This is a genomic window from Pseudothauera nasutitermitis (genome assembly GCF_004801295.1).
Classification (GTDB): domain Bacteria; phylum Pseudomonadota; class Gammaproteobacteria; order Burkholderiales; family Rhodocyclaceae; genus Pseudothauera; species Pseudothauera nasutitermitis.
On record NZ_SSOC01000002.1, the window covers coordinates 169,552 to 190,522 of the forward strand.

The window sequence follows — 20,971 nt, forward strand, 5'->3', positions numbered from 1 at the left end:
ATCCGCACGGGGCACGGCGTTTGACACCACCGGGGCGATTGCGCACCATTGCCCGGTTTTGCCCCACCCTCGCCCACCGCCCATGCCGCAACCCGACCTGCTCCAACGCTCGCTCGCCGCCGTCTGGCACCCGTGTACGCAGATGAAGCGCCACGAAACCCTGCCGCCGGTGGCCATTGCGCACGGCGAAGGTGCGTGGCTCATCGACGCGGACGGGCACCGGCTGCTGGATGGCATCTCTTCCTGGTGGGTGAACCTGTTCGGCCACTGTAACCCGCGCATCAATGCGGCCCTGCGCGAGCAGCTGGACACGCTGGAACACGTACTGCTGGCCGGCTTCACTCACGAGCCGGTGGTGGCGCTCTCGGAACGGCTGGCGGCGCTGACCGGCCAGCGCCTGGGGCATGCCTTCTACGCCTCGGACGGCGCCTCGGCCACCGAGATCGCCCTGAAGATGAGCGCCCATTACTGGCGCAACCACGGCCAGCCCGGCAAGCACCGCTTCGTCAGCCTGGCCGGCGGCTACCACGGCGAGACCGTGGGCGCGCTGGCGGTGACCGACGTGCCCATCTTCCGCGACGCCTACGCCGATCTCGTCAAGCCCGGCGCCACCGTGCCCTGCCCCGATGCCCGCCTGGCCGCCCCCGGCGAAACCCCGGCCGACGTGGCCCGCCGCGCGGCGGCCGCGCTGGAGGCGCATCTGGCCGAACACCACGACGAGACCGCCGCGCTGATCGTCGAACCGCTGGTGCAGGGCGCGGCCGGCATGGTCATGTACGACCCGGAATACCTGCGCCTGGCGCGCGCCCTGTGCGAGCGCTACCGCGTGCATCTGGTGGCCGACGAGATCGCCGTGGGCTGCGGGCGCACCGGCAGCTTCTTCGCCTGCGAGCAGGCCGGTGTGTGGCCGGACTTCCTGTGCCTGTCCAAGGGCATCTCCGGCGGCTATCTGCCCCTGTCGCTGGTGCTGTCCACGGACGAGGTCTACGCCGCCTTCTACGCTGACGACGCCGCGCGCGGCTTCCTGCATTCCCACTCCTACACCGGCAACCCGCTGGCCTGCCGCGCCGCGCTCGCCACCCTGGAGATCTTCGCCGAAGAAGACGTGCTGGCCGCCAACCAGGAGCGCGCCGTACTCCTGCACCGGGCGATGGAGGAGCACTTCGGCAACCACCCGGCGGCACGCCACCTGCGCAGCCGCGGCATGATCCTCGCCTTCGACGTGGCGGGCGCCGGCGCCGACTTCGGCCGCCGCTTCTTCGCCGCCGCGCTGGCGCACGGCGTGCTGCTGCGCCCCATCGGCAACACGGTGTATTTCATGCCGCCCTACATCGTGGACGAAGCCGAAACCGCCCACCTGATGCGCGGCGCCCGTGCCGCGCTGGACGCGGCGCTCGCCTGAACATGCTGCGCGACCGCCTGCGGGCCGACCTGGCCGCCCTCGACGCCCGGGCCCTGCGCCGCAGCCGGCGCAGCCTCGCCAGCCCCTGCGGGCCCCGCGCGGTGGTGGACGGACGCGAGATGCTGGCCTTTTGCAGCAACGACTACCTGGGGCTGGCCGGCGAACCGCGACTGGCTCAGGCCCTGGCCGACGGCGCCGCACACTGGGGCGCGGGTTCCGGGGCCTCGCATCTGGTCAGCGGCCACTACCGCGTGCATGACGAACTGGAGGCGCGCCTGGCGGCCTTCGTCGGCATGGAGGCGGCGCTCTATCTGTCCACCGGCTACATGGCCAACCTGGGAGTGGCCCCGGCGCTGCTCGGGCGCGGCGACGCCATCTTTGCCGACCGCCTCAACCACGCCTCGCTGGTGGACGGCGCCCTGCTTTCCCGTGCCGAACTGCACCGCTACCCCCACGCCGACACCGCCGCGCTGACACGCATGCTGGAAGGCAGCAAGGCGGCGCGGCGCGCCATCGTCACCGACAGCGTGTTCAGCATGGACGGCGACCTCGCCCCGCTGGCCGAATTGCTGGCGCTGGCCGAACGGCACGACTGCTGGCTGATCGTGGACGACGCCCACGGCTTCGGCGTGCTCGGCCCCCGGGGGCGCGGGGCGCTCGCCGCCGCCGGGCTGGCGAGCTGGAGGCTGATCTATGTGGGCACGCTGGGCAAGGCCGCCGGCGTGTCCGGCGCCTTCGTCGCCGGGCAGGCCGAGGTGGTGGCCTGGCTGATGCAGAAGATGCGCACCTACATTTTCACCACCGGCGCCCCGCCGGCGCTGGCCCATGCGCTGCTGGAGAGCCTGGATCTGATCGAAGCGGGCGACGCCCGCCGCGCCCGGCTCGCCGAACTGATCGACCTGCTGCGCGGCGAACTGCGCCTCGCCCGCTGGCGCCTGTCGCCCTCGCCCACTGCCATCCAGCCCGTGCTGGTGGGCGACAATGCCGAGACGCTGCAGCTTGCCCGCGCGCTGTGGGACGAAGGGCTGTGGGTGCCGGCCATCCGCCCGCCCACGGTGCCCCAGGGCAGCGCCCGGCTGCGCATCTCGCTCACCGCCGCGCATACCGAAGACGACGTGCGGCGGCTCGCCGCCGCGCTGAACCGCCTGGAGGCGGCGCCGTGAGCCGGCCGCTGGTGCTGCTGCACGGCTGGGGCCTCACTGCCCGCGTATGGGAAACGCTGCGCGCGCCGCTGGCCGGCCTGACCATCCATGCCCCCGACCTGCCCGGCCACGGCAGCGCACCGGCCGTCAGCGGCACTGACCTGGCCGCGTGGACCGACCGCCTCGCCGCCGATCTGCCGGACGGCGCCACCGTGTGCGGCTGGTCGCTCGGCGCCCTGCTCGCCCTCGACTTCGCCGCCCGCCATCCACGCAAGGTGGCCCGCCTGGCACTGATCGGCGCCACGCCGCGCTTCGCCGCCACCGAGGGCTGGCCCCATGCACTCGACGCCGAAACGGTGGCCGCCTTCCGCGACGCCTTCACCAGCGCGCCGGCCGCCGTGCTGCACCGCTTCATCGCCCTGCAAGTGCTGGGCGACGCCCACCGGCGCGAAGTAGGCGGCAAACTCACGGCCGCCCTGAGCGCCGCCGAACCCGACGCGGCCCAGACCGAGGCGCTGGCCGCCGGTCTGGCGGTACTGGCCGGCGCCGATCTGCGCGGCACGCTGGCGGCCATCCGCCAGCCGGCGCTGCTGCTGCACGGCGAGCACGACGCGCTGATGCCCGTCGGCGCGGCACGCTGGCTGGCGGCGCAATGGCCCGATGCCCGGCTGGAAATCCTGGCCGCCTGCGGCCATGCGCCCTTCCTTTCCCGCCCGGCGGAATGCGCTACGCTGCTGGAGGGCTTCCATCGTGGCTGACCCCGTGCTCCAGCCCGCGCCGGCGCATGCCTCCGCCAAGGCGCGGGTGCGCCTGGCCTTTCATCGCGCGGCGGCCACCTACGACCGGGCCGCGCAGGTCCAGCGCGAAGTCTGCGCCCGCCTGGAGGCATTCGCCACGGCGCACGCCTGCCGCCGCCCGGTGGCGCGCGTGCTGGACGCCGGCTGCGGCACCGGCCACGCCCTGGCCCGTCTGGCCGCCCTGCATCCGGGCGCGCAGGTGCTGGCCCTGGACTTCGCCCCCGGCATGCTGGCCCGGGTGAACGGCCACGCGTGCATCTGCGGCGATCTCGAACGCCTGCCGCTGGCCGGCGGCTGCATCGACGCACTGTGGTCCAGCCTGGCCCTGCAATGGTGCGCGCCGCAACGTGCGCTGGGCGAGATCGCCCGGGTGCTCGCGCCGGGCGGCAGCGCCTGGATCGCCACGCTGGGGCCGCACACCCTGCACGAACTGCGGGAGGCTTTCCATGCGGTGGACCGGGCCGCGCACGTGATCGACTTCCACCCGCCGCAAACCTGGCGTGCCGCTGCCGAGGCCGCCGGGCTGGCGGTACGCACCCTGGAACGGGCGCCGGCCTGGGCGCTGGCCGCCGATCTGCGCAGCCTGCTCGCCGGCATCAAGGCCATCGGCGCGCACAGCGTGGGCCCTGCCCCGCGCGCGCCGCTCGGCCGCGCGGCGTGGCGCACGCTGGAAGCGCGCTACGAAACCCGGCGTCGGCCGGACGGCCTGCTGCCGGCGACCTACGACGTGATCCTGCTGGCCGTGGAAAAACCGCTGTGAGCGCCGCCGCCTGGTTCGTGACCGGTACCGATACCGAAGTCGGCAAGACCTTCACCACCTGCGCGCTACTGCATGCCGCGCGCCGCGCCGGCCTGCGCGCCCTGGGGATGAAGCCGGTGGCCGCCGGCGCCGAGCTGGTGGACAGACGGCTGGCCAACGAGGATGCGCTGCACCTGCGGGCCGCCGGCAGCTTCGATCCGGGCCTGGAACTGCTCAACCCCTACTGCCTGGCCAGCCCGGTCGCCCCTCACCTGGCGGCGCGGGAAGAAGGCGTGTGCATCGATCCGGCGCTGATCGCCGCCCGGCTCGCGCAGTTGCGCGCCCTGGCCGACTGCGTGTTCGTCGAGGGCGCGGGCGGCTTCCGCGTGCCGCTGGCGGACGACTACGACATGGCGATGCTGGCGCGCGATCTCGGCCTGCCGGTGATCCTGGTGGTGGGCATGCGGCTGGGCTGCATCAACCATGCCCTGCTCACGGCGGAGGCCGTCGCCGCGCGCGGACTGCCGCTGGCGGGCTGGATCGCCAACCGCATCGATCCGCGCATGCTGCGTTTCGAGGACAACCTGGAGGCGCTGCGCGAGCGCCTGGACGCTCCTCTGCTCGGCGTGCTGCCCCACCGCGCGGACGGCGACGCGGCGGCGGCCGGCGCCGGGCTGGCGCTGCCGCAGCCTTGACCCCGCCTTCACTCGGGCACCCCTACAGCACGGTCAGCAATTGCCCCTTCAGTTCGGCCGCGCGCTGCCTGCCGGCTCTGGTCAGCGAGATGCTTTCCAGCCAGTCGTCGACAAGCCCCTGCAGTTCGAGCGCGCTGCGGCTGTCGCTGATGCGGGTCATCAGATCGATGTTGCCGTACGGACCGTTGAAGGTACGCAGGGAATTCATCATGAAGTTGCGGGCCGGCTCGATCGTCCTGCCTTCGGTCCGCTGCGTGCTGGCCGTTTCGGCCGCCGCGGCGCCGGTCGCTTCCAGATAGCCTTCCGCCTGCAACAGCGCGAGAGTGTCGTCCAAAGCGGGATCGGGCATCAGCGCGCGCACTTCGGCAAGCCTGCGCTTGCCGTCGAACAGGATCAGCACCCTGCGCGCACGCGGGCCGAGCCCGCTGCGGTGTTCGATTTCTTCCTGCCCTTTGCGGGTCTTGGCGAAAATCGCGGTCATTTTGTCTCCTCGGTGTGGAATGTGCTGCGGTGTATGTGGTGGAAGTTCCTCGCATGAAAGATGAGCGGCCCGACCTGCTCAGCAGGTCGGGCGGGAAGATTTTGCGCGCCTGCCGGCCAATGTCAATAGCGTTTTCGAGCGCGCCGTTTCAGCGCGTCGGCATGTCCCGGCGCTGACGCAATTGCTCGAACAGGCAGATGGCCACGGCGGCGCCGACGTTGAGCGACTCCAGCCTGCCGGGCATGGGAATGCGCACATGCCGGCTGGCCAGCGCAAGCGCTTCGGGCGACAGCCCCTGCCCTTCGGCGCCGAACAGCCAGGCGACCGGAGCACGCAGATCGAGCTCGTACAGATCCCAGGAATCGTCGCGCAGCGCGGTGGCGAGGACCTGTCCCGGATAGCCGGCCAGCGCGGCGGCCAGGTCTGCGCGTTCGTGGATGCGCAGGGCGAAGTGCGCGCCCATGCCTGCGCGCAGCACGCGCGGCGCCCAGGCTTGCGCGCAGCCCGGGGAGAGCAGCGCATCCTGAATGCCGGCGGCCGCAGCGGTGCGCAGGATGGCGCCGAGGTTGCCGGCGTCCTGCACGCCGTCGAGCACCAGCAGGGAATCGGTGAACGCGCGAGGGGCCGGCTCGGCGGGCAGATCGAAGGAGGCCAGGATGCCCGCGGGCGTATCGACCGGACTGATCTGGGCAAGCACGGCATCGGGCAGACGCAGCACTTCGCAGGATGTGCCGGCGCAGCGTTCCGCCAAACGAACGATTTCAGCGCTCTGCAAGCCCTGCTCGCTGATCGCCAGTTCGCGCAAGGTCCACCCGGCATCGAGCGCGGCGGTGATCAGATGGGCGCCATCCAGCACGCTCTGGCCGAGCTTGCGGCGTTCGCGCGCCGAGCCGGCCAGCGCGCGCAGACGGCGCACGGTGGGATTGTCGCGCGAGGTGATGGCTTTCACCGCCCCAGCCTCAGATGCCCAGGCCCAGCGTGGACACGGCGATGGTCAGTACGCCCAGCGCCAGATTGAAGCCCACGCGCTGGCGGATGCGCCCCAGCGCGAGCGCGGCCGTCGCCCAGTCTTCCGCGTCGACGGCCGCGCGCAGGCGCTGCCAGGGGCCGAACCAGATGGACAGGAACACCGCCATCATCAGGTTGCCGGTGAACAGCATGGCGTGCCAGGCACGCGGCGCCGAGGCGAAGCCGACCTCGAACAGCCGATAGCCGCCGGACAACGCGATGAGCGCGATCGACACCCATACCAGCGGGAAGAAGCGCGCCAGCACGCCGCGCCACAGTTCCAGGCGGGCCGCCGGGGCCAGACCGGCGGCGGCCGGGCGCAGGCAGGCCCAGGCGAAGGCCATGCCGCCGACCCACAGGGTGACGCCGCACACGTGCAGGAACAGCATCAGGTGGTTCACGGTCATGCGCCGCCCTCCTCCGTCCGTAGTGGTGGATTCTGCAGGACGGCGCGTACCGGTGCGAAGCTGCGGCGGTGGAAGGGCGCGACGCCGTGGCGCTGGATCGCGGCCAGGTGGGCCGCGGTGGGATAGCCCTTGTGCGCGGCCAGGCCGTACTGCGGATACAGTGCATCCAGTTCGACCATCATCGCATCGCGCGCGGTCTTGGCCAGGATCGATGCAGCGGAGATCGCCGGCTCCAGCGCGTCGCCCTTGACGATGGCACGCGCGCGCATCGCCAGCCCGGGCGGGCAGCGGTTGCCGTCGATCAGCGCTTCCTGCGGCTGCACGCCGAGCGCCTCCACGGCACGCCGCATGGCCAGCATGGTGGCGTGCAGGATGTTCAGCCGGTCGATTTCCTCGACGCTGGCTTCGGCCACCGCCCAGGCCAGTGCATGTTCGCGGATCAGCGGCGCCAGGCGTTCGCGGGCCTTCTCGCTGAGTTTCTTGGAATCGGCGAGGCCGGCGACCGGCCTGGCCGGGTCGAGGATCACCGCGGCGGCGACCACGGAGCCGCACAGCGGACCACGGCCGGCCTCGTCGACGCCGCAGATCAGGTGGACGGATGTGCTGGACATGAGGGCTCCACGCCCAGATAGGGCAATATCGCGCGCGCGGCCTTGTCGGCGGTGTCCTGGCGCAGCGTATGGTGAAGTTCGGTGAAGCGCTCGGCCAGCGCGCGGCGCGCGGCGGGGTCGAGCAGCCAGGCATCGAGGGCGTCGGCGAGCTTGTCGGGCACGGCATCGTCCTGCAGCAGTTCGGGCACCACGGTTTCGTTGCACAGGATGTTGGGCAGCCCGACCCAGGGCAGATAGGCCATGCGCTTCATCAGCCGATACTGCCAGTTGCCGATGCGGTAGCTGATCACCATCGGACGCTTGAGCAGCGCGGCCTCCAGGCTGGCCGTGCCGCTGGCCACCAGCACCACGTCGGCGGCGGTCATGGCGTCGACCGCATGGCCGAACAGCATGCGGATCGGCAGTTCCCCGGCCTGGTTGCGACACAGCGCCTCGGCGAACAGCAGACGGGTTTCGCGGGTGGCGAGCGGCACGAGGAAGACCGCATCCGGGTGACGCGTGTGCAGCAGCTTGGCGGTGGAGATGAAGGTGTCCGCCAGATTGCGCACCTCGGACTGCCGGCTGCCCGGCAGCAGCGCGAGCACCGGCGCATCGGATGGCAGTTCGAGCATCTCGCGCGCGGCGGCGCGGTTCGGCGCCAGCGGAAACACGTCGGCCAGCGGGTGGCCGACATAGCTCACCGGCACCCCGGCGCGTTCGTACAGCGCGGGCTCGAACGGGAACATGCACAGCATGTGGGACACGGAACGCGCGATCTTGCGGATGCGTCCGCCGCGCCATGCCCAGATGGACGGACTGACGAAGTGGATGGCCGGCATGCCGGCGGCCTTCACCTTGCCCTCCAGCCACAGATTGAAATCCGGCGCGTCGACGCCGATGAAGGCGGCCGGCCGCTCGCGTTTGATGCGCGCGAGCAGCTGCTTGCGGATGCCGGACAGCTCGCGGTAGCGCTTCAGCGCATCCACGTAGCCATGCACCGCAAGCAGTTCGCACGGCCACAGCGCGTCGAAGCCTTCCGCCTGCATCTTGGGGCCGCCGATGCCGAAGAATTCGGCGTCCGGCAGATGACGGCGGATCGCGCGGATCAGGTGGCTGGCTAGCAGATCGCCGGAAGCTTCTCCGGCAACCATGGCGATTCTGGGCGGCATCGGGAGCGCTGGATCAGACGTGGGTGGAGTGTGGGAACACGGGCGCCCGCGAGCGCCGCGTGGATACTCAGCGGACGATACCGCGTCCGCTGATGGAGATGAATTCGGCGAAAGGCCCGGCTTCCGGATGCTCGGCGACGATGCCGCGCACCTGCTCGCGCGCTTCGTCCAGTGTCAGGCCGCTGCGATAGAGTGCGCGGTAGGCACGCTTGATGGCCGCGATGGCCTCGGCGGAAAAGCCCCGCCGCTTCAGCCCCTCGCTGTTGATGCCGTGCGGACGCGCGGGATTGCCGGAGACCGTGACGAAGGGCGGCAGATCCTGCAGCAGCACGGTGCCCACGCCGCAGAAGCTGTGCGCGCCGACGCGGCCGAACTGGTGCACCCCGGTGAAACCGCCGAGGATCGCCCAGTCGCCCACGTGCACATGGCCGGCCAGCGTGGCGTTGTTGGCGAAGATGGTGTGGTCGCCGACCTGGCAGTCGTGCGCCACGTGCACGGAAGCCATGATCCAGTTGTCGCTGCCGACGCGGGTCACCCCGGCATCCTGGCTGGTACCGACGTTGAACGAGCAGTATTCGCGGATGGTGTTGCGGTCGCCGATTTCCAGGCGGGTCGGCTCGCCGTCGTACTTCTTGTCCTGCGGCTTGGCGCCGATGGAGCAGAACTGGAAGATCTCGTTGTCGCGGCCGATGCGCGTATGGCCTTCGACGACCACATGCGGGCCGATCTTCGTGCCATCGCCGATTTCGACGTGCTCGCCGATGATGGAATACGGGCCGACCGAGACGTTGGCGCCGATGCGCGCTCCCGGATGAACGATGGCGGTCGGGTGGATCATCACTTGGCCTTGAGCGCGCACATCAGTTCGGCTTCGGTGGCGATCTGGTCATTCACGCGCGCCACGCCCTTGTACTTGTAGATGTTGCGCTTGCCCTGCAGGATCTCGACGTCGAACACGAGCTGGTCGCCCGGCACCACCTGGCGCTTGAAGCGCACGTTGTCGATCCCGGCGAACAGCACCACCGAGTTTTCGTCCGGCACCACGCCCATGGTCTTGAACGACAGCAGCGCGGCGACCTGGGCCATGGCCTCGACGATCAGCACGCCCGGCATCACCGGATGCCCGGGGAAATGCCCGGGAAAGAACGGTTCGTTGATGGTGACGTTCTTCACCGCCAGGATGCGCTTGCCTTCCTCGATCTGCAGGACGCGGTCGACGAGCAGGAAGGGATAGCGGTGCGGGAGGTACTGCAGGATTTCGTTGATGTCCATGAGTTACTCGGCCGGATCGGCCTTGTCGAGACGTTGTTCGAGGGCGCGTATTCTATCCGCCATGGCATCCAGATGGCGCAGGTGGGCGAAATTGCGCACCCATTCCGGGTGGCTTTGCACAGGCAGGCTGGCGGTATACACGCCGGCGCGGGCGATCGACTTGGTGACCAGCGTGCCCGCCGAGACGACCACGTCGTCGGCGATGCTCAGATGCCCGATGATGCCGGCCTGCCCGCCGATCATGCAGCGCGCGCCGATCACCGTGCTGCCGGCGATCCCCACGCAGCCGGCGATCGCGGTGTGCGCGCCGATGCGCACGTTGTGGGCGATCTGGATCTGGTTGTCGAGCTTGGCGCCTTCGCCGATCACCGTGTCGTCGAGCGCGCCGCGGTCGATCGTGGTGTTGGCGCCGATCTCCACGTCGTCGCCGACCAGCACGCGGCCGGTCTGCGGGATCTTGACCCAGCGGCCGTCGCGTTCCCGCGCGAAGCCGAAGCCGTCCGCGCCGATCACCACGCCGGCATGCAGGATGCAGCGCGCACCGATGCGGCAGCCGTGGTAGATGCTCACATTGGCGTGCAGCACGCTGTGCGCGCCGATGTGCGCATCACGCCCCACATGACAGCCCGGCCCGATCACCGCGCCTTCGCCGATCAGCGCGCCGGCCTCGACGACCGCGCCGGGCGCGATGCTGACCGACGGCGGCACATCCGCCATCACCGTCGCGCCGGGATGGAGACCCGCTGGCGGCAGCACCGGTGGATTGAACAGCTGCGCGACCCGCGCGAAATAGACGTAGGGATCGGCCGTGACGATGCGCGGCAATACGGTGGATTCCCGCGCATCGGGCGCGAGGATGACCGCCGATGCGCGGCAATCCTTCAGGCGGGAGGCGTACTTGCGGTTGGCGAGAAACGCCAGATCGCCCTCTCCCCCCGTATCCAGTGTGGCAATCCGGCCCACCCGGACCGCAGGATCGCCGATCAGTTCCCCGCCCAGCCGGGCGACCAGTTCATCGAGTCGGAACATCGGGCGGGGACGTCGCTCAGCGCGCTTCGGAGAGCGCCTTGATCACCTTCTCGGTGATGTCGATGCGGGGGCTGGCGTACACCGCCTCCTGGAAGATGATGTCGTACTTCTCATCCTCGGCGATCTTCTTGACCGCCGCGTTGGCCTTGTCCAGCACGGTCGCCAGTTCCTCGTTGCGGCGCTGGTTGAGATCCTCGCGGAACTCGCGCTGCTTGCGCTGGAAATCGCGGTTCAGGTCGTTGAGCGTGCGCTCCTTGTTGCGCCGATCCGATTCGGCCATCGTCACCCCGCCGCGTTCGAGCTCTTCCTGCAGCGCCTGCAGGTCGGCGGCCATGCGCTGCAGTTCCTGATCGCGGCGTTCGAATTCCTTTTCCAGGCGCTGCTGCGCGCGCACCGCCGGCGCAGCCTCGCGCATCACGCGGTCGGTATTGACGACACCGATCTTCGACTCGGCGATCGCGCCCTGCGCCATGAAGGCCAGCACGGCGGCGAGCAGAACGGAAGTGGTACGGACTTTCACTTGAAACCTCCAGCAAAACCGGTCGAACGCGACCGGATCAGAACATCGAGCCGAGTTGGAATTGGAAGCGCTGAATCTCGTCGTCGCTATCCTTCTTCAGCGGGAAACCCAGACCGAACTTCAGCGGCCCGATCGGCGAATTCCACGAGAACGCGAGACCGGTACTGTAGCGCAGATCGCTGAAATTCAGCTTCTGCTGACGCCCTTGCAGATCCTCGCCCCATACGTAACCGGCATCGAGGAACACCGACATGCGGAAGGAGCGGTCGGTACCCGAGCCCGGCAGCGGGAAATAGAATTCCGCGTTGCCGACGACCTTCCGGGTACCCCCCATCGAATCGCCGTTTTCGTCCTTGGGCCCCAGCGAGCTTTGTTCGAAGCCGCGCACCGACCCCAGACCGCCGACGTAGAAATTCTTGTAGAACGGCATCTCCTTGCCGCGCAGCCCCTTCGCCCAGCCGACCTCGCCGTTGAGCATCAGCGCGTAGTCGCGTCCGATCGGGAACCAGTGCTGGTACTGGTAGCCGGCCTTCACGTAGGACAGGTCGCCGATCGGCGTGGCGAGCTCGGCATACAGGTTCTGATAGACCCCCTGGCGCGGATACAGGAAGCTGTCGCGTTTGTCGCTCGCCCAGCCGGCGGTCAGCGTGAGGCTGTTGGCGGTGAACTTGCAGTCATCCGTGATGGCATTCGTGCAGCCGTTCTGCTGGGCGAAGCGCCGGTACTGGAGCGATGACGGGTAGGTCGAGTTGCTGCCGAAGGTGGTCACCTCGGTCCGGTCGACGCCGACGCCGACGTTGACCGTGTCGTCTTCGCTGATCGGGAAGCCGAGACGCATGCCGACCCCGGTGGAAACCGTCTTGTAGGGCGAAATCGAGTAATACGCGTCGGTAGCATCGTAGGTGCGGTGGTACACATCCCAGCCCAGGCTGACGCCGTCGACCGTGTAGTACGGATCGGTAAAGGACAGTGCGTAGGTACGGCCCGTCTTGCTGGTGTTGATGCCGAAGGTGACCGCATTGCCGCTGCCGAACATGTTCTGCTGGGAGATCGAGGCCTGCAGGCTGATCCGCTCCGAACTGGAGAACCCCGCACCCAGCATCAGGTTGCCCGTTGCGCGCTCCTTCACGGTGAAATCGACATCGACCTGGTCGGTGGTGCCCGGCACGGGCGGGGTTTCGACGTTGACCTCGTCGAAGAAGCCGAGCCGATCCACACGCGTGCGGGAGCGGTTGATCGCCTCCGCGTCGTACCACGCCCCTTCCATCTGGCGCATCTCGCGGCGCACCACCTCGTCGCGGGTCTTGGTGTTGCCGCCGACGTTGATGCGCCGTACATAGACCCGGCGGCCCGGGTCGACGATGATGGTGAAGGCGACTTCGCGTTTTTCCTTATCGACTTCCGGCGCGGCGTTGACGTTGGCGAACGCGTAGCCTTCGTTGCCCAGCAGGTCCGTGATCGCCTTGGTGGTTTCGGTCAGGCGCTCGCGGGAGAACACTTCACCCGGATGAATTTGGGTGGCCTTGCGATAGGCCTCCTCGTCGAGCACCAGATCGCCGGTGTAGCGCACACTGGATACCGTGTACTTCTCCCCCTCGGAGATGCTGATGGTGATGTAGATATCACGCTTGTCCGGGGTGATCGAAACCTGGGTGGAATCGATGTTGAAATCGAGGTAGCCGCGGTCCATGTAATGGGAGCGCAGGGTCTCCAGGTCCGCGGACAATTTCTGGCGGGAGTACTGATCGTTCTTGGTGTACCAGGTCAGCCAGCCAGGCGTGCGCAACTGGAGAAGATCGATCAGATCGGACTCCTTGAACGCCGAGGCGCCGATGATGTTGATCTGGCGGATCTTCGCCACCTCGCCCTCGTCCACGGTGAAATTCACCGCGACCCGGTTGCGCTCCAGCGGCGTCACCGTGGTGGTGATCACCGCGGAGTACTTGCCGCGCGACAGGTACTGGCGCTTCAGTTCCTGCTCGGCACGCTCGACCAGCGAACGGTCGAAGATGCGCGCCTCGGCCAGCCCGACTTCGCGCAGACCCTTCTTGAGCGCTTCCTTGTCGAACTCCTTGACGCCGACGAAATCGATCTGCGCGATGGCCGGGCGCTCGTCGATGAACACCACCAGCACTTCGTTCTCGACCTCGATGCGCACGTCGCGGAAGAAGCCCGTGGCGAACAGCGCACGGATGGCCTCGGCGGCCTGCTCCTCGGTGAAGGTGTCGCCGACACGGACCGGCAGATAGTTGAACACCGTGCCGGCTTCGGTGCGCTGTATGCCTTCGACCCGGATATCCTTGACCACGAAGGGTTCGAAGGCCATTGCCGGAGCGGACGCAAACAGGGCCACCATCAGCCCGGAGAGGAGCTTACGATTCATCAGGTATCAGCCGGAAACAAGACGGGAGATGTCGTTATAAAAGGCGAACGCCATGAGCATGGCGAGAAGGACCAGGCCGACCTGCTGTCCAATTTCCATCACGCGTTCGGGAACGGGGCCGCCCTTTAAAATTTCGATCGTATAGTACATCAAATGCCCCCCGTCCAGAACGGGGATCGGCAGCAGGTTCAGCACGCCCAGGCTGATGCTGATCAGGGCTACGAAGCGCAGGTAGTGGGACCACCCGAGCTGTGCCGTCTGCCCGGCGTAGTCGGCGATGGTGACCGGCCCGGAGAGGTTCTTCCACGACACGTCGCCGGTGATCATGCGGCCGATCATGCGCAGGCTGAGCACACTGGTTTCCCAGGTCTGGCGCACTGCCTTGCCCAGACCGTCGAACGGTCCGTAGCGCACCACCGCGAACAGCGCGTCGCGCTCGCCTTCCGCCGGACGGGCCACGGCAACGCCGATGCGCCCCACCCGCTCGCCACTCTCGGTGGCGACCTCGGGCAGCAGCGTCACCGCGATTTCCTGCCCGGCGCGCTCGACCACGGCCGGCAGCGCCTCGCCGGCGGATTCGCGCACGCGCGACACCAGTTCCGTCCAGGAATCCAGGGGCTCGCCGCCGAGCAGGATGAAACGGTCGCCTTCGCGCAGCCCCGCGCGCTCGGCCGCCCCGCCGGGCATCAACTGGCCGATTACCGGATCGATGAGCGGACGCCAGGGCAGCAGGCCGATGCGCACCACCAGATCCTCATCCGCTTCGATGGCGACGCCTGCGAGATCGAGCGTGCGTGTGGCCTCCACGCCTTCGGCAGTGCGCACCTGGAGATGCACCTGGCGCGCGTCCAGCGCATGGCGCAGCAGCGCCCAGCGCAAATCCTGCCAGCTGCGTACGGACTGCCCGTCGACCGCGGTCACCAGATCGCCGTCCTGCACTCCCGCACTGGCCGCGATGCTCGGGCCGTCCATCAGTGCAAGGCGCGGGCGCAGCTCTTCCACGCCACCGACGAACAGCGCCCAATAGACCACGATGGCAAGCAGGAAATTGGCCAGCGGGCCAGCCGCCACGATGGCGAAGCGACGATAGACCGACTGGCGGTTGAAGGCGCGGTGGAGCTCGTCCGCCGGCACCTCGCCCTCGCGCTCATCGAGCATTTTCACGTAGCCGCCGAGCGGGAACGCGGCCAGCGCCCATTCGGTGCGGTCCCTGCCGGCCCGCCAGGCCACCAGCGGCTTGCCGAAGCCGATGGAAAAGCGCAGTACCTTGACGCCGCACCAGCGTGCCACGAGGTAATGGCCCAGTTCGTGGATCAGGATCAGCAGACCGAGTGCCGCGACGAAAGGGATCAGATAGTCGAACAGGTTCATGAGCGGTTCCGGATTTCCTCTCGCGCGACCTGGCGCGCGCGCCCGTCGGCGGCGAGGATGGCGTCGAGGGAGTCGACCGGCAGCGCGCGCACGCGTTCCAGCGTGGCGGCGATCACCTCCGCGATGCGCCGGAAACCCAGCCGCCGGTCGAGGAAGGCGGCCACCGCCTCTTCATTGGCGGCATTGAGCACCGCCGGGGCCGCCCCGCCCTCGCGCAATGCCTGATAGGCCAGCGCCAGGCAGGGAAAGCGCTCGAAATCCGGACGCTCGAAAGTCAGCCTGGCGATCTCGAACAGATCCAGGGAACGCACGCCGGCCTCGATGCGCGCCGGCCAGCCCAGCGCGTGGGCGATCGGCGTGCGCATGTCCGGGTTGCCGAGCTGGGCGAGCACCGAGCCGTCCACGTACTCGACCATCGAGTGGATGACGCTCTGCGGATGCACCACCACCTCGATCTGTTCGGCCGGCGCGCCGAACAGCCAATGCGCCTCGATGACTTCGAGGCCCTTGTTCATCATGGTCGCGGAATCGACAGAGATCTTGCGGCCCATCACCCAGTTGGGATGCGCGCAGGCCTGCTCCGGGGTCACCGCTTCCAGTTCGGCCGGCGCCGTGTCGCGGAACGGCCCGCCGGAGGCAGTCAACAGGATGCGCCGCACGCCACTGGCCGCCGGATTGCGTTCGAAGCGCTCCGGCAAGGCCTGGAAGACCGCATTGTGCTCACTGTCGATGGGCAGCAGCACGGCGCCACTGGCGCGCACCGCGTCCATGAACAAGGCGCCGGAGAGCACCAGGGCTTCCTTGTTGGCGAGCAGGATGCGCTTGCCCGCCTGCGCGGCGGCAAGGGTCGGCGGCAGACCGGCGGCACCGACGATGGCGGCCATCACCGTGTCGGTTTCCGGCGCGGCGGCCACGTCGATCAGCGCTTGGGGGCCTTCCAGCACCTCGGTCCGGCTGCCGGCATCCGCCAGCCGCGTGCGCAGCTCGGCCGCCGCCGCGGGCAGTTCCAGCGCGGCGAAACGCGGTGCGAAGCGCATGCATTGCTCGAACAGGAGGTCGATATTGCGGTGCGCGCTGAGCGCGAAAACTTCGAAGTGTTGCGGGTGGCGGGCCACCACGTCGAGCGTGGACACGCCGATGGAGCCGGTGGCGCCAAGCACGGTGATGCGCTGTCTGCTGGGGGTCATGAGTCAGCGGGCGAACCAGAGGGCCGCCAGACCAATCAGCGGCAAGGTGGAAGTGATGCTGTCGATGCGGTCGAGAATGCCGCCATGCCCGGGCAGCAGCGAACCGCTGTCCTTCAGGCCGACCTGGCGCTTGAGCAGCGATTCGAACAGATCGCCCATGACGCTCACCGCAGTCAGCACGATCAACGCGGCGCTCAGCGCCAGCAGCCCGGCGGCGCCGGAAAACGGCCCCTGCGCCAATCCATTCACCAGCAGGCCGTATACCACCACGCCCAGCAGCGCGCCGTAGACGCCTTCCCAGGACTTCCCCGGACTGATGGCCGGGGCCAGCTTGCGGCGGCCGAAAGCGCGCCCGGTGAAATACGCGGCGATGTCGGCAATCCAGCAGATCGCCATCGCCGCCAGCAACAGCCAGGCGCCGAACTGGCGCAGGTGGGCGAGCGCGAGCGCCGGCGGCAGCAGCACCACGAGGCCGACCAGGATGGCGCTCGCCAGCCCCGGCACCGGCCACTTGTGCCGCAGCCAGAACGGCACCACGGCCAACCAGAACAACGCACTCAGCAGATAGACGGGCAGCAGCACGGCACCCGGCGCACCGTCGGGCCGGGCAAGCCCGGCGTACAGGCCGATCAGCAGGCAGGCGGCGCCCAGCAACGCGGCAAACGTTACGCGCACGGGTGTGGCCATGCGCGTCAATGCGCCCCACTCCCATCCGGCTGCGGCGCACACCAGCGCGCACAAGGCCAGCCAGCCGATGGCAGGCAGCAGGAAGATGGCGCCGAGCAGGCCGGCGAGCAGCACTACGGCGGTGATGACGCGCGTCTTAAGCATGGCCGTCACCCCCCTGCCCGCTCTCGCGCAGTTGCTCGCTGGTACGCCCGAAACGCCGTTCGCGCGCACGGTAGGAGGCGATCGCCGCATCCAGCGCGGCATCGTCGAAGTCGGGCCACAGGGTATCGGTGAAATACAGTTCGGCGTAGGCCAGTTGCCAGAGCAGGAAGTTGCTCACGCGCTGCTCGCCGCCGGTGCGGATGAACAGGTCCGGCTCCGGGGCGAAGTTCATCGACAGCTCGGCCGCCAGTTCTTCCTCGGTGAACTCGTCCTGGCGCTGCGGATGCTTGCGCACCAGGCGGTTGACCGCCTGCAGGATGTCCCAGCGCCCGCCGTAATTGGCGGCCACGGTCAGCGTCAGGCGGTCGTTGCCGGCGGTGAGCGCCTCGGCGTTGCGCACCAGTTCGACCAGACCCGGTTCGAAGCGCGACAGGTCACCGATGACCCGGAAGCGGATGCCGTTCTCGTGCAGGCGCTTGACCTCCTTCTGCAGCGAACGCATGAACAGCTGCATCAGGAAGGACACTTCGTCGGCCGGGCGCCGCCAGTTCTCGGAACTGAAGGCGAACAGGGTGAGATGGCCGACGCCGCGCTGCACGCAGGCGCGGATCAGCCCGCGTACCGCCTCGACGCCACGGGTGTGGCCGGCCACGCGCGGCATCAGGCGCTTGCGCGCCCAGCGCCCGTTGCCGTCCATGATGATGGCGATGTGGCGCGGCACGGCCGACACCTCCGGGATGACCCGGGTGGAGCTGGTGAAGGAGGAACCCGCCATGGACGGCCGTACCGGGAAGCGGAAGCAGAACGATCCGGAAAGCGGATCAGATCTGCATCAGTTCCTGTTCCTTCTGCGCGACCAGCTTGTCGATCTCGGCCACGGAACGGTCGGTGAGCTTCTGGATGTCGTCCTCGGCGCGGCGCTCCTCGTCCTCGCTGATCAGCTTGTCCTTGACGGCGTCCTTGAGCTGCTGATTGGCATCGCGGCGCAGGTTGCGCACGGCCACCTTGGCGGTTTCGCCTTCGTGGCGCACCACCTTGGTCAGGTCGCGGCGGCGCTCCTCGGTGAGCGCCGGCATGGGCACGCGGATCAATTCGCCCTGGGCGGCCGGGTTGAGCCCCAGGTCGCAGTCGCGGATGGCCTTCTCGACCTTGGAGACCATGTTCTTTTCCCACGGCTGCACGCCGATGGTGCGCGCGTCGATCAGGGTGACGTTGGCCACCTGATTCACCGGCACCATGGAGCCGTAGTATTCCACCATGACGTGATCGAGCAGGCCGGCGTGCGCGCGGCCGGTGCGCACCTTGGCCAGATCGGCCTTGAGCGCGTCGATCGACTTGTGCATCTTCTGCTCGGTCGTGTTCTTGAGTTCGGGGATCATGCGCGAATCCTCAGGAATGGACCAACGTGCCTTCGTCCTCACCCATCACCACGCGCCGCAGCGCGCCGGGCTTGAAGATCGAGAACACGTTGATGGGCAGTTTCTGGTCGCGGCACAGCGCGAAGGCGGTGGCGTCCATCACTGCCAGATTGCGGCCGATGGCCTCGTCGAAACTGATGCGGTGATAGCGCTGGGCGGCCGGGTCCTTCTTGGGGTCGGCGGTATACACGCCATCCACCTTGGTGGCCTTCAGCACGATCTGCGCGCCGATTTCCGAGCCGCGCAGCGCGGCCGCGGTATCGGTGGTGAAGAACGGGTTGCCGGTACCGGCGGCGAAGATCACCACGCGCCCTTCCTCCAGATGGCGGATGGCGCGCCCGCGGATGTAGGGTTCGACCACCTGGTCGATGCGCAGCGCGGACTGCACGCGGGCCTCGACGTCGGCGCGGCGCATCGCGTCGGCCAGCGCCATGGCGTTCATCACCGTGGCCAGCATGCCCATGTAGTCCGCGGTGGCGCGGTCCATGCCACTGGCCGCGCCGCTCATGCCGCGGAAGATGTTGCCGCCGCCGATCACCACGCCCACCTGGACACCCAGGCGGACCACGTCGCCGATCTCGGCGACGATGCGGCTGACGACGTCCTCGTTGATGCCGTAGGCGTCGTCGCCCATCAGGGCTTCGCCGGAGAGCTTCAGCAGGATGCGCTTGTAGGCGGCGGCACTCATGACGGACCTCTTACTTCTGCGCAGCGGCGGCCTGGGCGGCCACTTCGGCGGCGAAGTCGGTCACTTTCTTCTCGATGCCCTCGCCCACCAGGTACAGCGAGAAGCCGGCCACGGAAGCGCCCTTGGCCTTCAGCAGCTGTTCGATGGTCTGCTTGCCGTCCTCGGCCTTGACGAACACCTGGGCCAGCAGGGTGACTTCCTTGAGGAACTTCTGCACGGTACCGTCGGCGATCTTGTCGAGCATGGCTTCCGGCTTGTTGTCGGCGCGGGCCTTCTCGATGGCGACGCGGCGCTCGGTGTCGATCAGTTCCTGGGACACGCCGGAAGCGTCCAGCGCCTTCGGCTTGGACGCGGCGATGTGCATCGCGATGTCCTTGCCCAGTTGCTCGTCGCCGCCCACCAGATCCAGCAGCACGCCGACCTTGGCGCCGCCGTGGATGTAGGTGTACAGCTGGCCCTTGGCCTCGACGCGGTTGAAGCGGCGCAGCGACATGTTCTCGCCGATCTTGCCGACCAGCGCGGCGCGGGTGGATTCGATGGTGCCTTCGCCGAAGGGCAGCGCGGACAGCGCGGCGACATCGGCGGGGTTGTGGCTGACGACCAGATCGGCGGCACCCTTGACCAGGGCGAGGAAGTCGTCGTTCTTGGCGACGAAGTCGGTTTCGCAGTTGACTTCGATGATCGCGCCCAGCTTGCCGTCGGCCGACACGCTGACCGCGACGATGCCTTCGGCGGCCACGCGGGCGGCGGCCTTGGAGGCCTTGTTGCCCAGCTTGACGCGCAGGATTTCCTCGGCCTTGGCCAGATCGCCGGCGGCCTCGGTCAGCGCCTTCTTGCATTCCATCATCGGCGCATCGGTCTTCTCGCGCAGTTCCTTGACCATGCTTGCGGTGATTTCCGCCATGCTAACTCCTGAGATTCCGTTTAAGACGAACACCCCGCCAGGGCGGCGGGGTGTGGGATACGTTGGCGCGGCGTGGCGCTCAGGCCTGTTCGCCTGCGCTGGCCTCTTCCTGCACTTCGACGAATTCGTCGGAGCCGGCAGCCACGACTTCCTGCAGCGACTGACTGCGGCCTTCCAGCACCGCGTCGGCCACGCCACGGGCGTACAGGCGGATGGCGCGGGAGGAGTCGTCATTGCCCGGGATGATGTAGTCGATGCCTTCCGGCGAGTGGTTGGTATCGACCACGGCGACCACCGGAATACCCAGCTTCTGGGCTTCGGTGACGGCGATCTTGTGGTAGCCGACGTCGATGACGAACAGCGCGTCCGGCAGGCCGCCCATGTCCTTGATGCCGCCGATCGACTTCTGCAGCTTTTCCAGCTCGCGGGAGGCCAGCAGCGCTTCCTTCTTGGACAGGCGCTCGATGGAGCCGTCCTCGATCATGGCTTCCATTTCCTTCAGGCGCTTGATGGACTGCTTGACCGTCTTGAAGTTGGTCAGCATGCCGCCCAACCAGCGCTCATCGACGTAGGGCATGCCGGCGCGGCGGGCTTCCTCGGCGACGATCTCGCGGGCCTGGCGCTTGGTGCCGACGAACAGGATGGTGCCGCGGTTGGCGGCCAGCTTGCGCACGAAAGCCATGGCTTCGAGATACTTGCCCATGGTCTTTTCGAGGTTGACGATGTGGATCTTGTTGCGCTGGCCGAAGATGTAGGGGGCCATGCGCGGGTTCCAGAAACGGGTCTGGTGGCCGAAGTGGACGCCCGCTTCGAGCATCTGACGCATCGTGACAGTCATGGTGAAACTCCGAATCGAAGGGTTGAACCTCCGCCCGGCACGGCCGAGAACACAAGGGGTTCGCGGCCCGAACCGTCGCCGGCATGCGCTTGGACAGCGC

Annotated in this window: 23 protein-coding genes; 5 read left to right on the forward strand and 18 right to left on the reverse strand. The window is 68.4% G+C overall.

Features of this window, described 5'->3' with window-relative positions:
• Nucleotides 1-82 precede the first annotated feature (82 nt).
• Genes bioA through bioD form a run of 5 tightly spaced genes read left to right on the forward strand, consistent with a single transcriptional unit; the run spans nt 83 to nt 4,775 of the window.
• The gene (gene bioA / locus E6C76_RS04920) at nt 83-1,402 is read left to right on the forward strand and encodes an adenosylmethionine--8-amino-7-oxononanoate transaminase (protein WP_136347152.1); all 1,320 of its coding nucleotides are present in this window, start codon (nt 83-85) and stop codon (nt 1,400-1,402) included.
• Between the two features lie 2 nt (nt 1,403-1,404).
• Complete coding sequence (gene bioF / locus E6C76_RS04925; RefSeq protein ID WP_136347153.1) at nt 1,405-2,565, forward strand: 8-amino-7-oxononanoate synthase; 1,161 nt, start codon at nt 1,405-1,407, stop codon at nt 2,563-2,565.
• Nucleotides 2,562-3,302 (forward strand): alpha/beta fold hydrolase, encoded by a 741-nt coding sequence (locus E6C76_RS04930; RefSeq protein ID WP_136347154.1) that lies wholly within the window; start codon nt 2,562-2,564, stop codon nt 3,300-3,302. Before bioF ends, E6C76_RS04930 begins: the two co-directional genes overlap by 4 nt.
• A complete protein-coding gene (locus tag E6C76_RS04935) occupies nt 3,295-4,101 on the forward strand; it encodes a methyltransferase domain-containing protein (protein ID WP_230976162.1) in 807 nt (268 codons plus the stop codon). Before E6C76_RS04930 ends, E6C76_RS04935 begins: the two co-directional genes overlap by 8 nt.
• Nucleotides 4,098-4,775, forward strand: coding sequence for a dethiobiotin synthase (gene bioD / locus E6C76_RS04940; RefSeq protein WP_136347156.1), 678 nt, complete (start codon nt 4,098-4,100; stop codon nt 4,773-4,775). Before E6C76_RS04935 ends, bioD begins: the two co-directional genes overlap by 4 nt.
• A 22-nt stretch (nt 4,776-4,797) precedes the next feature.
• Here bioD and E6C76_RS04945 read toward each other — a convergent pair whose 3' ends face one another.
• The 18 genes from E6C76_RS04945 to rpsB all read right to left on the reverse strand — a co-directional run bounded on the left by E6C76_RS04945 (nt 4,798) and on the right by rpsB (nt 20,871).
• Nucleotides 4,798-5,256 (reverse strand): hypothetical protein, encoded by a 459-nt coding sequence (locus tag E6C76_RS04945; RefSeq protein ID WP_136347157.1) that lies wholly within the window; start codon nt 5,254-5,256, stop codon nt 4,798-4,800.
• Between the two features lie 148 nt (nt 5,257-5,404).
• The gene (locus tag E6C76_RS04950; RefSeq protein ID WP_136347158.1) at nt 5,405-6,205 is read right to left on the reverse strand and encodes a TrmH family RNA methyltransferase; all 801 of its coding nucleotides are present in this window, start codon (nt 6,203-6,205) and stop codon (nt 5,405-5,407) included.
• A 10-nt stretch (nt 6,206-6,215) separates the two neighbouring features.
• On the reverse strand, nt 6,216-6,671 hold the full coding sequence (locus E6C76_RS04955; protein WP_136347159.1) for a CopD family protein: 456 nt from the start codon (nt 6,669-6,671) through the stop codon (nt 6,216-6,218).
• On the reverse strand, nt 6,668-7,282 hold the full coding sequence (rnhB, locus tag E6C76_RS04960) for a ribonuclease HII (RefSeq protein WP_136347160.1): 615 nt from the start codon (nt 7,280-7,282) through the stop codon (nt 6,668-6,670). Before rnhB ends, E6C76_RS04955 begins: the two co-directional genes overlap by 4 nt.
• The gene (lpxB, locus tag E6C76_RS04965) at nt 7,258-8,430 is read right to left on the reverse strand and encodes a lipid-A-disaccharide synthase (protein WP_136347161.1); all 1,173 of its coding nucleotides are present in this window, start codon (nt 8,428-8,430) and stop codon (nt 7,258-7,260) included. Before lpxB ends, rnhB begins: the two co-directional genes overlap by 25 nt.
• Nucleotides 8,431-8,497: 67 nt before the next feature.
• Nucleotides 8,498-9,268, reverse strand: a complete 771-nt coding sequence (gene lpxA, locus E6C76_RS04970; protein ID WP_136347162.1) for an acyl-ACP--UDP-N-acetylglucosamine O-acyltransferase — start codon at nt 9,266-9,268, stop codon at nt 8,498-8,500.
• Nucleotides 9,268-9,702 (reverse strand): 3-hydroxyacyl-ACP dehydratase FabZ, encoded by a 435-nt coding sequence (fabZ, locus tag E6C76_RS04975; RefSeq protein ID WP_136347163.1) that lies wholly within the window; start codon nt 9,700-9,702, stop codon nt 9,268-9,270. The genes lpxA and fabZ overlap by 1 nt, the downstream gene beginning before the upstream one ends.
• A 3-nt stretch (nt 9,703-9,705) precedes the next feature.
• Nucleotides 9,706-10,731 (reverse strand): UDP-3-O-(3-hydroxymyristoyl)glucosamine N-acyltransferase, encoded by a 1,026-nt coding sequence (lpxD, locus tag E6C76_RS04980; protein WP_136347164.1) that lies wholly within the window; start codon nt 10,729-10,731, stop codon nt 9,706-9,708.
• Between the two features lie 16 nt (nt 10,732-10,747).
• Nucleotides 10,748-11,251 (reverse strand): OmpH family outer membrane protein, encoded by a 504-nt coding sequence (locus E6C76_RS04985; protein ID WP_136347165.1) that lies wholly within the window; start codon nt 11,249-11,251, stop codon nt 10,748-10,750.
• Nucleotides 11,252-11,288: 37 nt separating this feature from the next.
• Nucleotides 11,289-13,634 carry an outer membrane protein assembly factor BamA gene (bamA, locus tag E6C76_RS04990; protein ID WP_136347166.1) on the reverse strand — a complete coding sequence of 782 codons (2,346 nt, stop codon included), beginning with the start codon at nt 13,632-13,634 and terminating at the stop codon, nt 11,289-11,291.
• Nucleotides 13,635-13,640: 6 nt separating this feature from the next.
• Nucleotides 13,641-15,005 carry an RIP metalloprotease RseP gene (rseP, locus tag E6C76_RS04995; protein ID WP_136347167.1) on the reverse strand — a complete coding sequence of 455 codons (1,365 nt, stop codon included), beginning with the start codon at nt 15,003-15,005 and terminating at the stop codon, nt 13,641-13,643.
• A complete protein-coding gene (gene ispC / locus E6C76_RS05000) occupies nt 15,002-16,192 on the reverse strand; it encodes a 1-deoxy-D-xylulose-5-phosphate reductoisomerase (protein ID WP_136347168.1) in 1,191 nt (396 codons plus the stop codon). The genes rseP and ispC overlap by 4 nt, the downstream gene beginning before the upstream one ends.
• Nucleotides 16,193-16,195: 3 nt before the next feature.
• On the reverse strand, nt 16,196-17,023 hold the full coding sequence (locus E6C76_RS05005) for a phosphatidate cytidylyltransferase (protein WP_136347169.1): 828 nt from the start codon (nt 17,021-17,023) through the stop codon (nt 16,196-16,198).
• Entirely contained in the window at nt 17,016-17,798 is a 783-nt protein-coding gene (uppS, locus tag E6C76_RS05010) for a polyprenyl diphosphate synthase (protein WP_168734245.1), read from the reverse strand. Before uppS ends, E6C76_RS05005 begins: the two co-directional genes overlap by 8 nt.
• Before the next feature lie 46 nt (nt 17,799-17,844).
• On the reverse strand, nt 17,845-18,402 hold the full coding sequence (gene frr, locus E6C76_RS05015) for a ribosome recycling factor (RefSeq protein WP_136347170.1): 558 nt from the start codon (nt 18,400-18,402) through the stop codon (nt 17,845-17,847).
• 10 nt (nt 18,403-18,412) lie between these two features.
• On the reverse strand, nt 18,413-19,129 hold the full coding sequence (pyrH, locus tag E6C76_RS05020) for a UMP kinase (RefSeq protein ID WP_136347171.1): 717 nt from the start codon (nt 19,127-19,129) through the stop codon (nt 18,413-18,415).
• Between the two features lie 10 nt (nt 19,130-19,139).
• Nucleotides 19,140-20,033 carry a translation elongation factor Ts gene (gene tsf, locus E6C76_RS05025; RefSeq protein WP_136347172.1) on the reverse strand — a complete coding sequence of 298 codons (894 nt, stop codon included), beginning with the start codon at nt 20,031-20,033 and terminating at the stop codon, nt 19,140-19,142.
• 79 nt (nt 20,034-20,112) lie between these two features.
• Nucleotides 20,113-20,871: a 30S ribosomal protein S2 gene (gene rpsB / locus E6C76_RS05030; protein ID WP_136347173.1), complete on the reverse strand. Its 759-nt coding sequence runs from the start codon at nt 20,869-20,871 to the stop codon at nt 20,113-20,115.
• Between the last annotated feature and the right edge of the window lie 100 nt (nt 20,872-20,971).

Coding starts and splice junctions, on each gene's coding strand:
- E6C76_RS05005 (WP_136347169.1), bottom strand. CDS start 17,023: ATGCTTAAGACGCGCGTCATCACCGCCGTAGTGCTGCTCGCCGGCCTG.
- rseP (WP_136347167.1), bottom strand. CDS start 15,005: ATGAACCTGTTCGACTATCTGATCCCTTTCGTCGCGGCACTCGGTCTG.
- frr (WP_136347170.1), bottom strand. CDS start 18,402: ATGATCCCCGAACTCAAGAACACGACCGAGCAGAAGATGCACAAGTCG.
- fabZ (WP_136347163.1), bottom strand. CDS start 9,702: ATGGACATCAACGAAATCCTGCAGTACCTCCCGCACCGCTATCCCTTC.
- lpxA (WP_136347162.1), bottom strand. CDS start 9,268: ATGATCCACCCGACCGCCATCGTTCATCCGGGAGCGCGCATCGGCGCC.
- bioF (WP_136347153.1), top strand. CDS start 1,405: ATGCTGCGCGACCGCCTGCGGGCCGACCTGGCCGCCCTCGACGCCCGG.
- uppS (WP_168734245.1), bottom strand. CDS start 17,798: ATGGCGGGTTCCTCCTTCACCAGCTCCACCCGGGTCATCCCGGAGGTG.
- E6C76_RS04955 (WP_136347159.1), bottom strand. CDS start 6,671: ATGACCGTGAACCACCTGATGCTGTTCCTGCACGTGTGCGGCGTCACC.
- lpxB (WP_136347161.1), bottom strand. CDS start 8,430: ATGCCGCCCAGAATCGCCATGGTTGCCGGAGAAGCTTCCGGCGATCTG.
- lpxD (WP_136347164.1), bottom strand. CDS start 10,731: ATGTTCCGACTCGATGAACTGGTCGCCCGGCTGGGCGGGGAACTGATC.
- rnhB (WP_136347160.1), bottom strand. CDS start 7,282: ATGTCCAGCACATCCGTCCACCTGATCTGCGGCGTCGACGAGGCCGGC.
- rpsB (WP_136347173.1), bottom strand. CDS start 20,871: ATGACTGTCACGATGCGTCAGATGCTCGAAGCGGGCGTCCACTTCGGC.
- bamA (WP_136347166.1), bottom strand. CDS start 13,634: ATGAATCGTAAGCTCCTCTCCGGGCTGATGGTGGCCCTGTTTGCGTCC.
- E6C76_RS04945 (WP_136347157.1), bottom strand. CDS start 5,256: ATGACCGCGATTTTCGCCAAGACCCGCAAAGGGCAGGAAGAAATCGAA.
- ispC (WP_136347168.1), bottom strand. CDS start 16,192: ATGACCCCCAGCAGACAGCGCATCACCGTGCTTGGCGCCACCGGCTCC.
- pyrH (WP_136347171.1), bottom strand. CDS start 19,129: ATGAGTGCCGCCGCCTACAAGCGCATCCTGCTGAAGCTCTCCGGCGAA.
- bioA (WP_136347152.1), top strand. CDS start 83: ATGCCGCAACCCGACCTGCTCCAACGCTCGCTCGCCGCCGTCTGGCAC.
- tsf (WP_136347172.1), bottom strand. CDS start 20,033: ATGGCGGAAATCACCGCAAGCATGGTCAAGGAACTGCGCGAGAAGACC.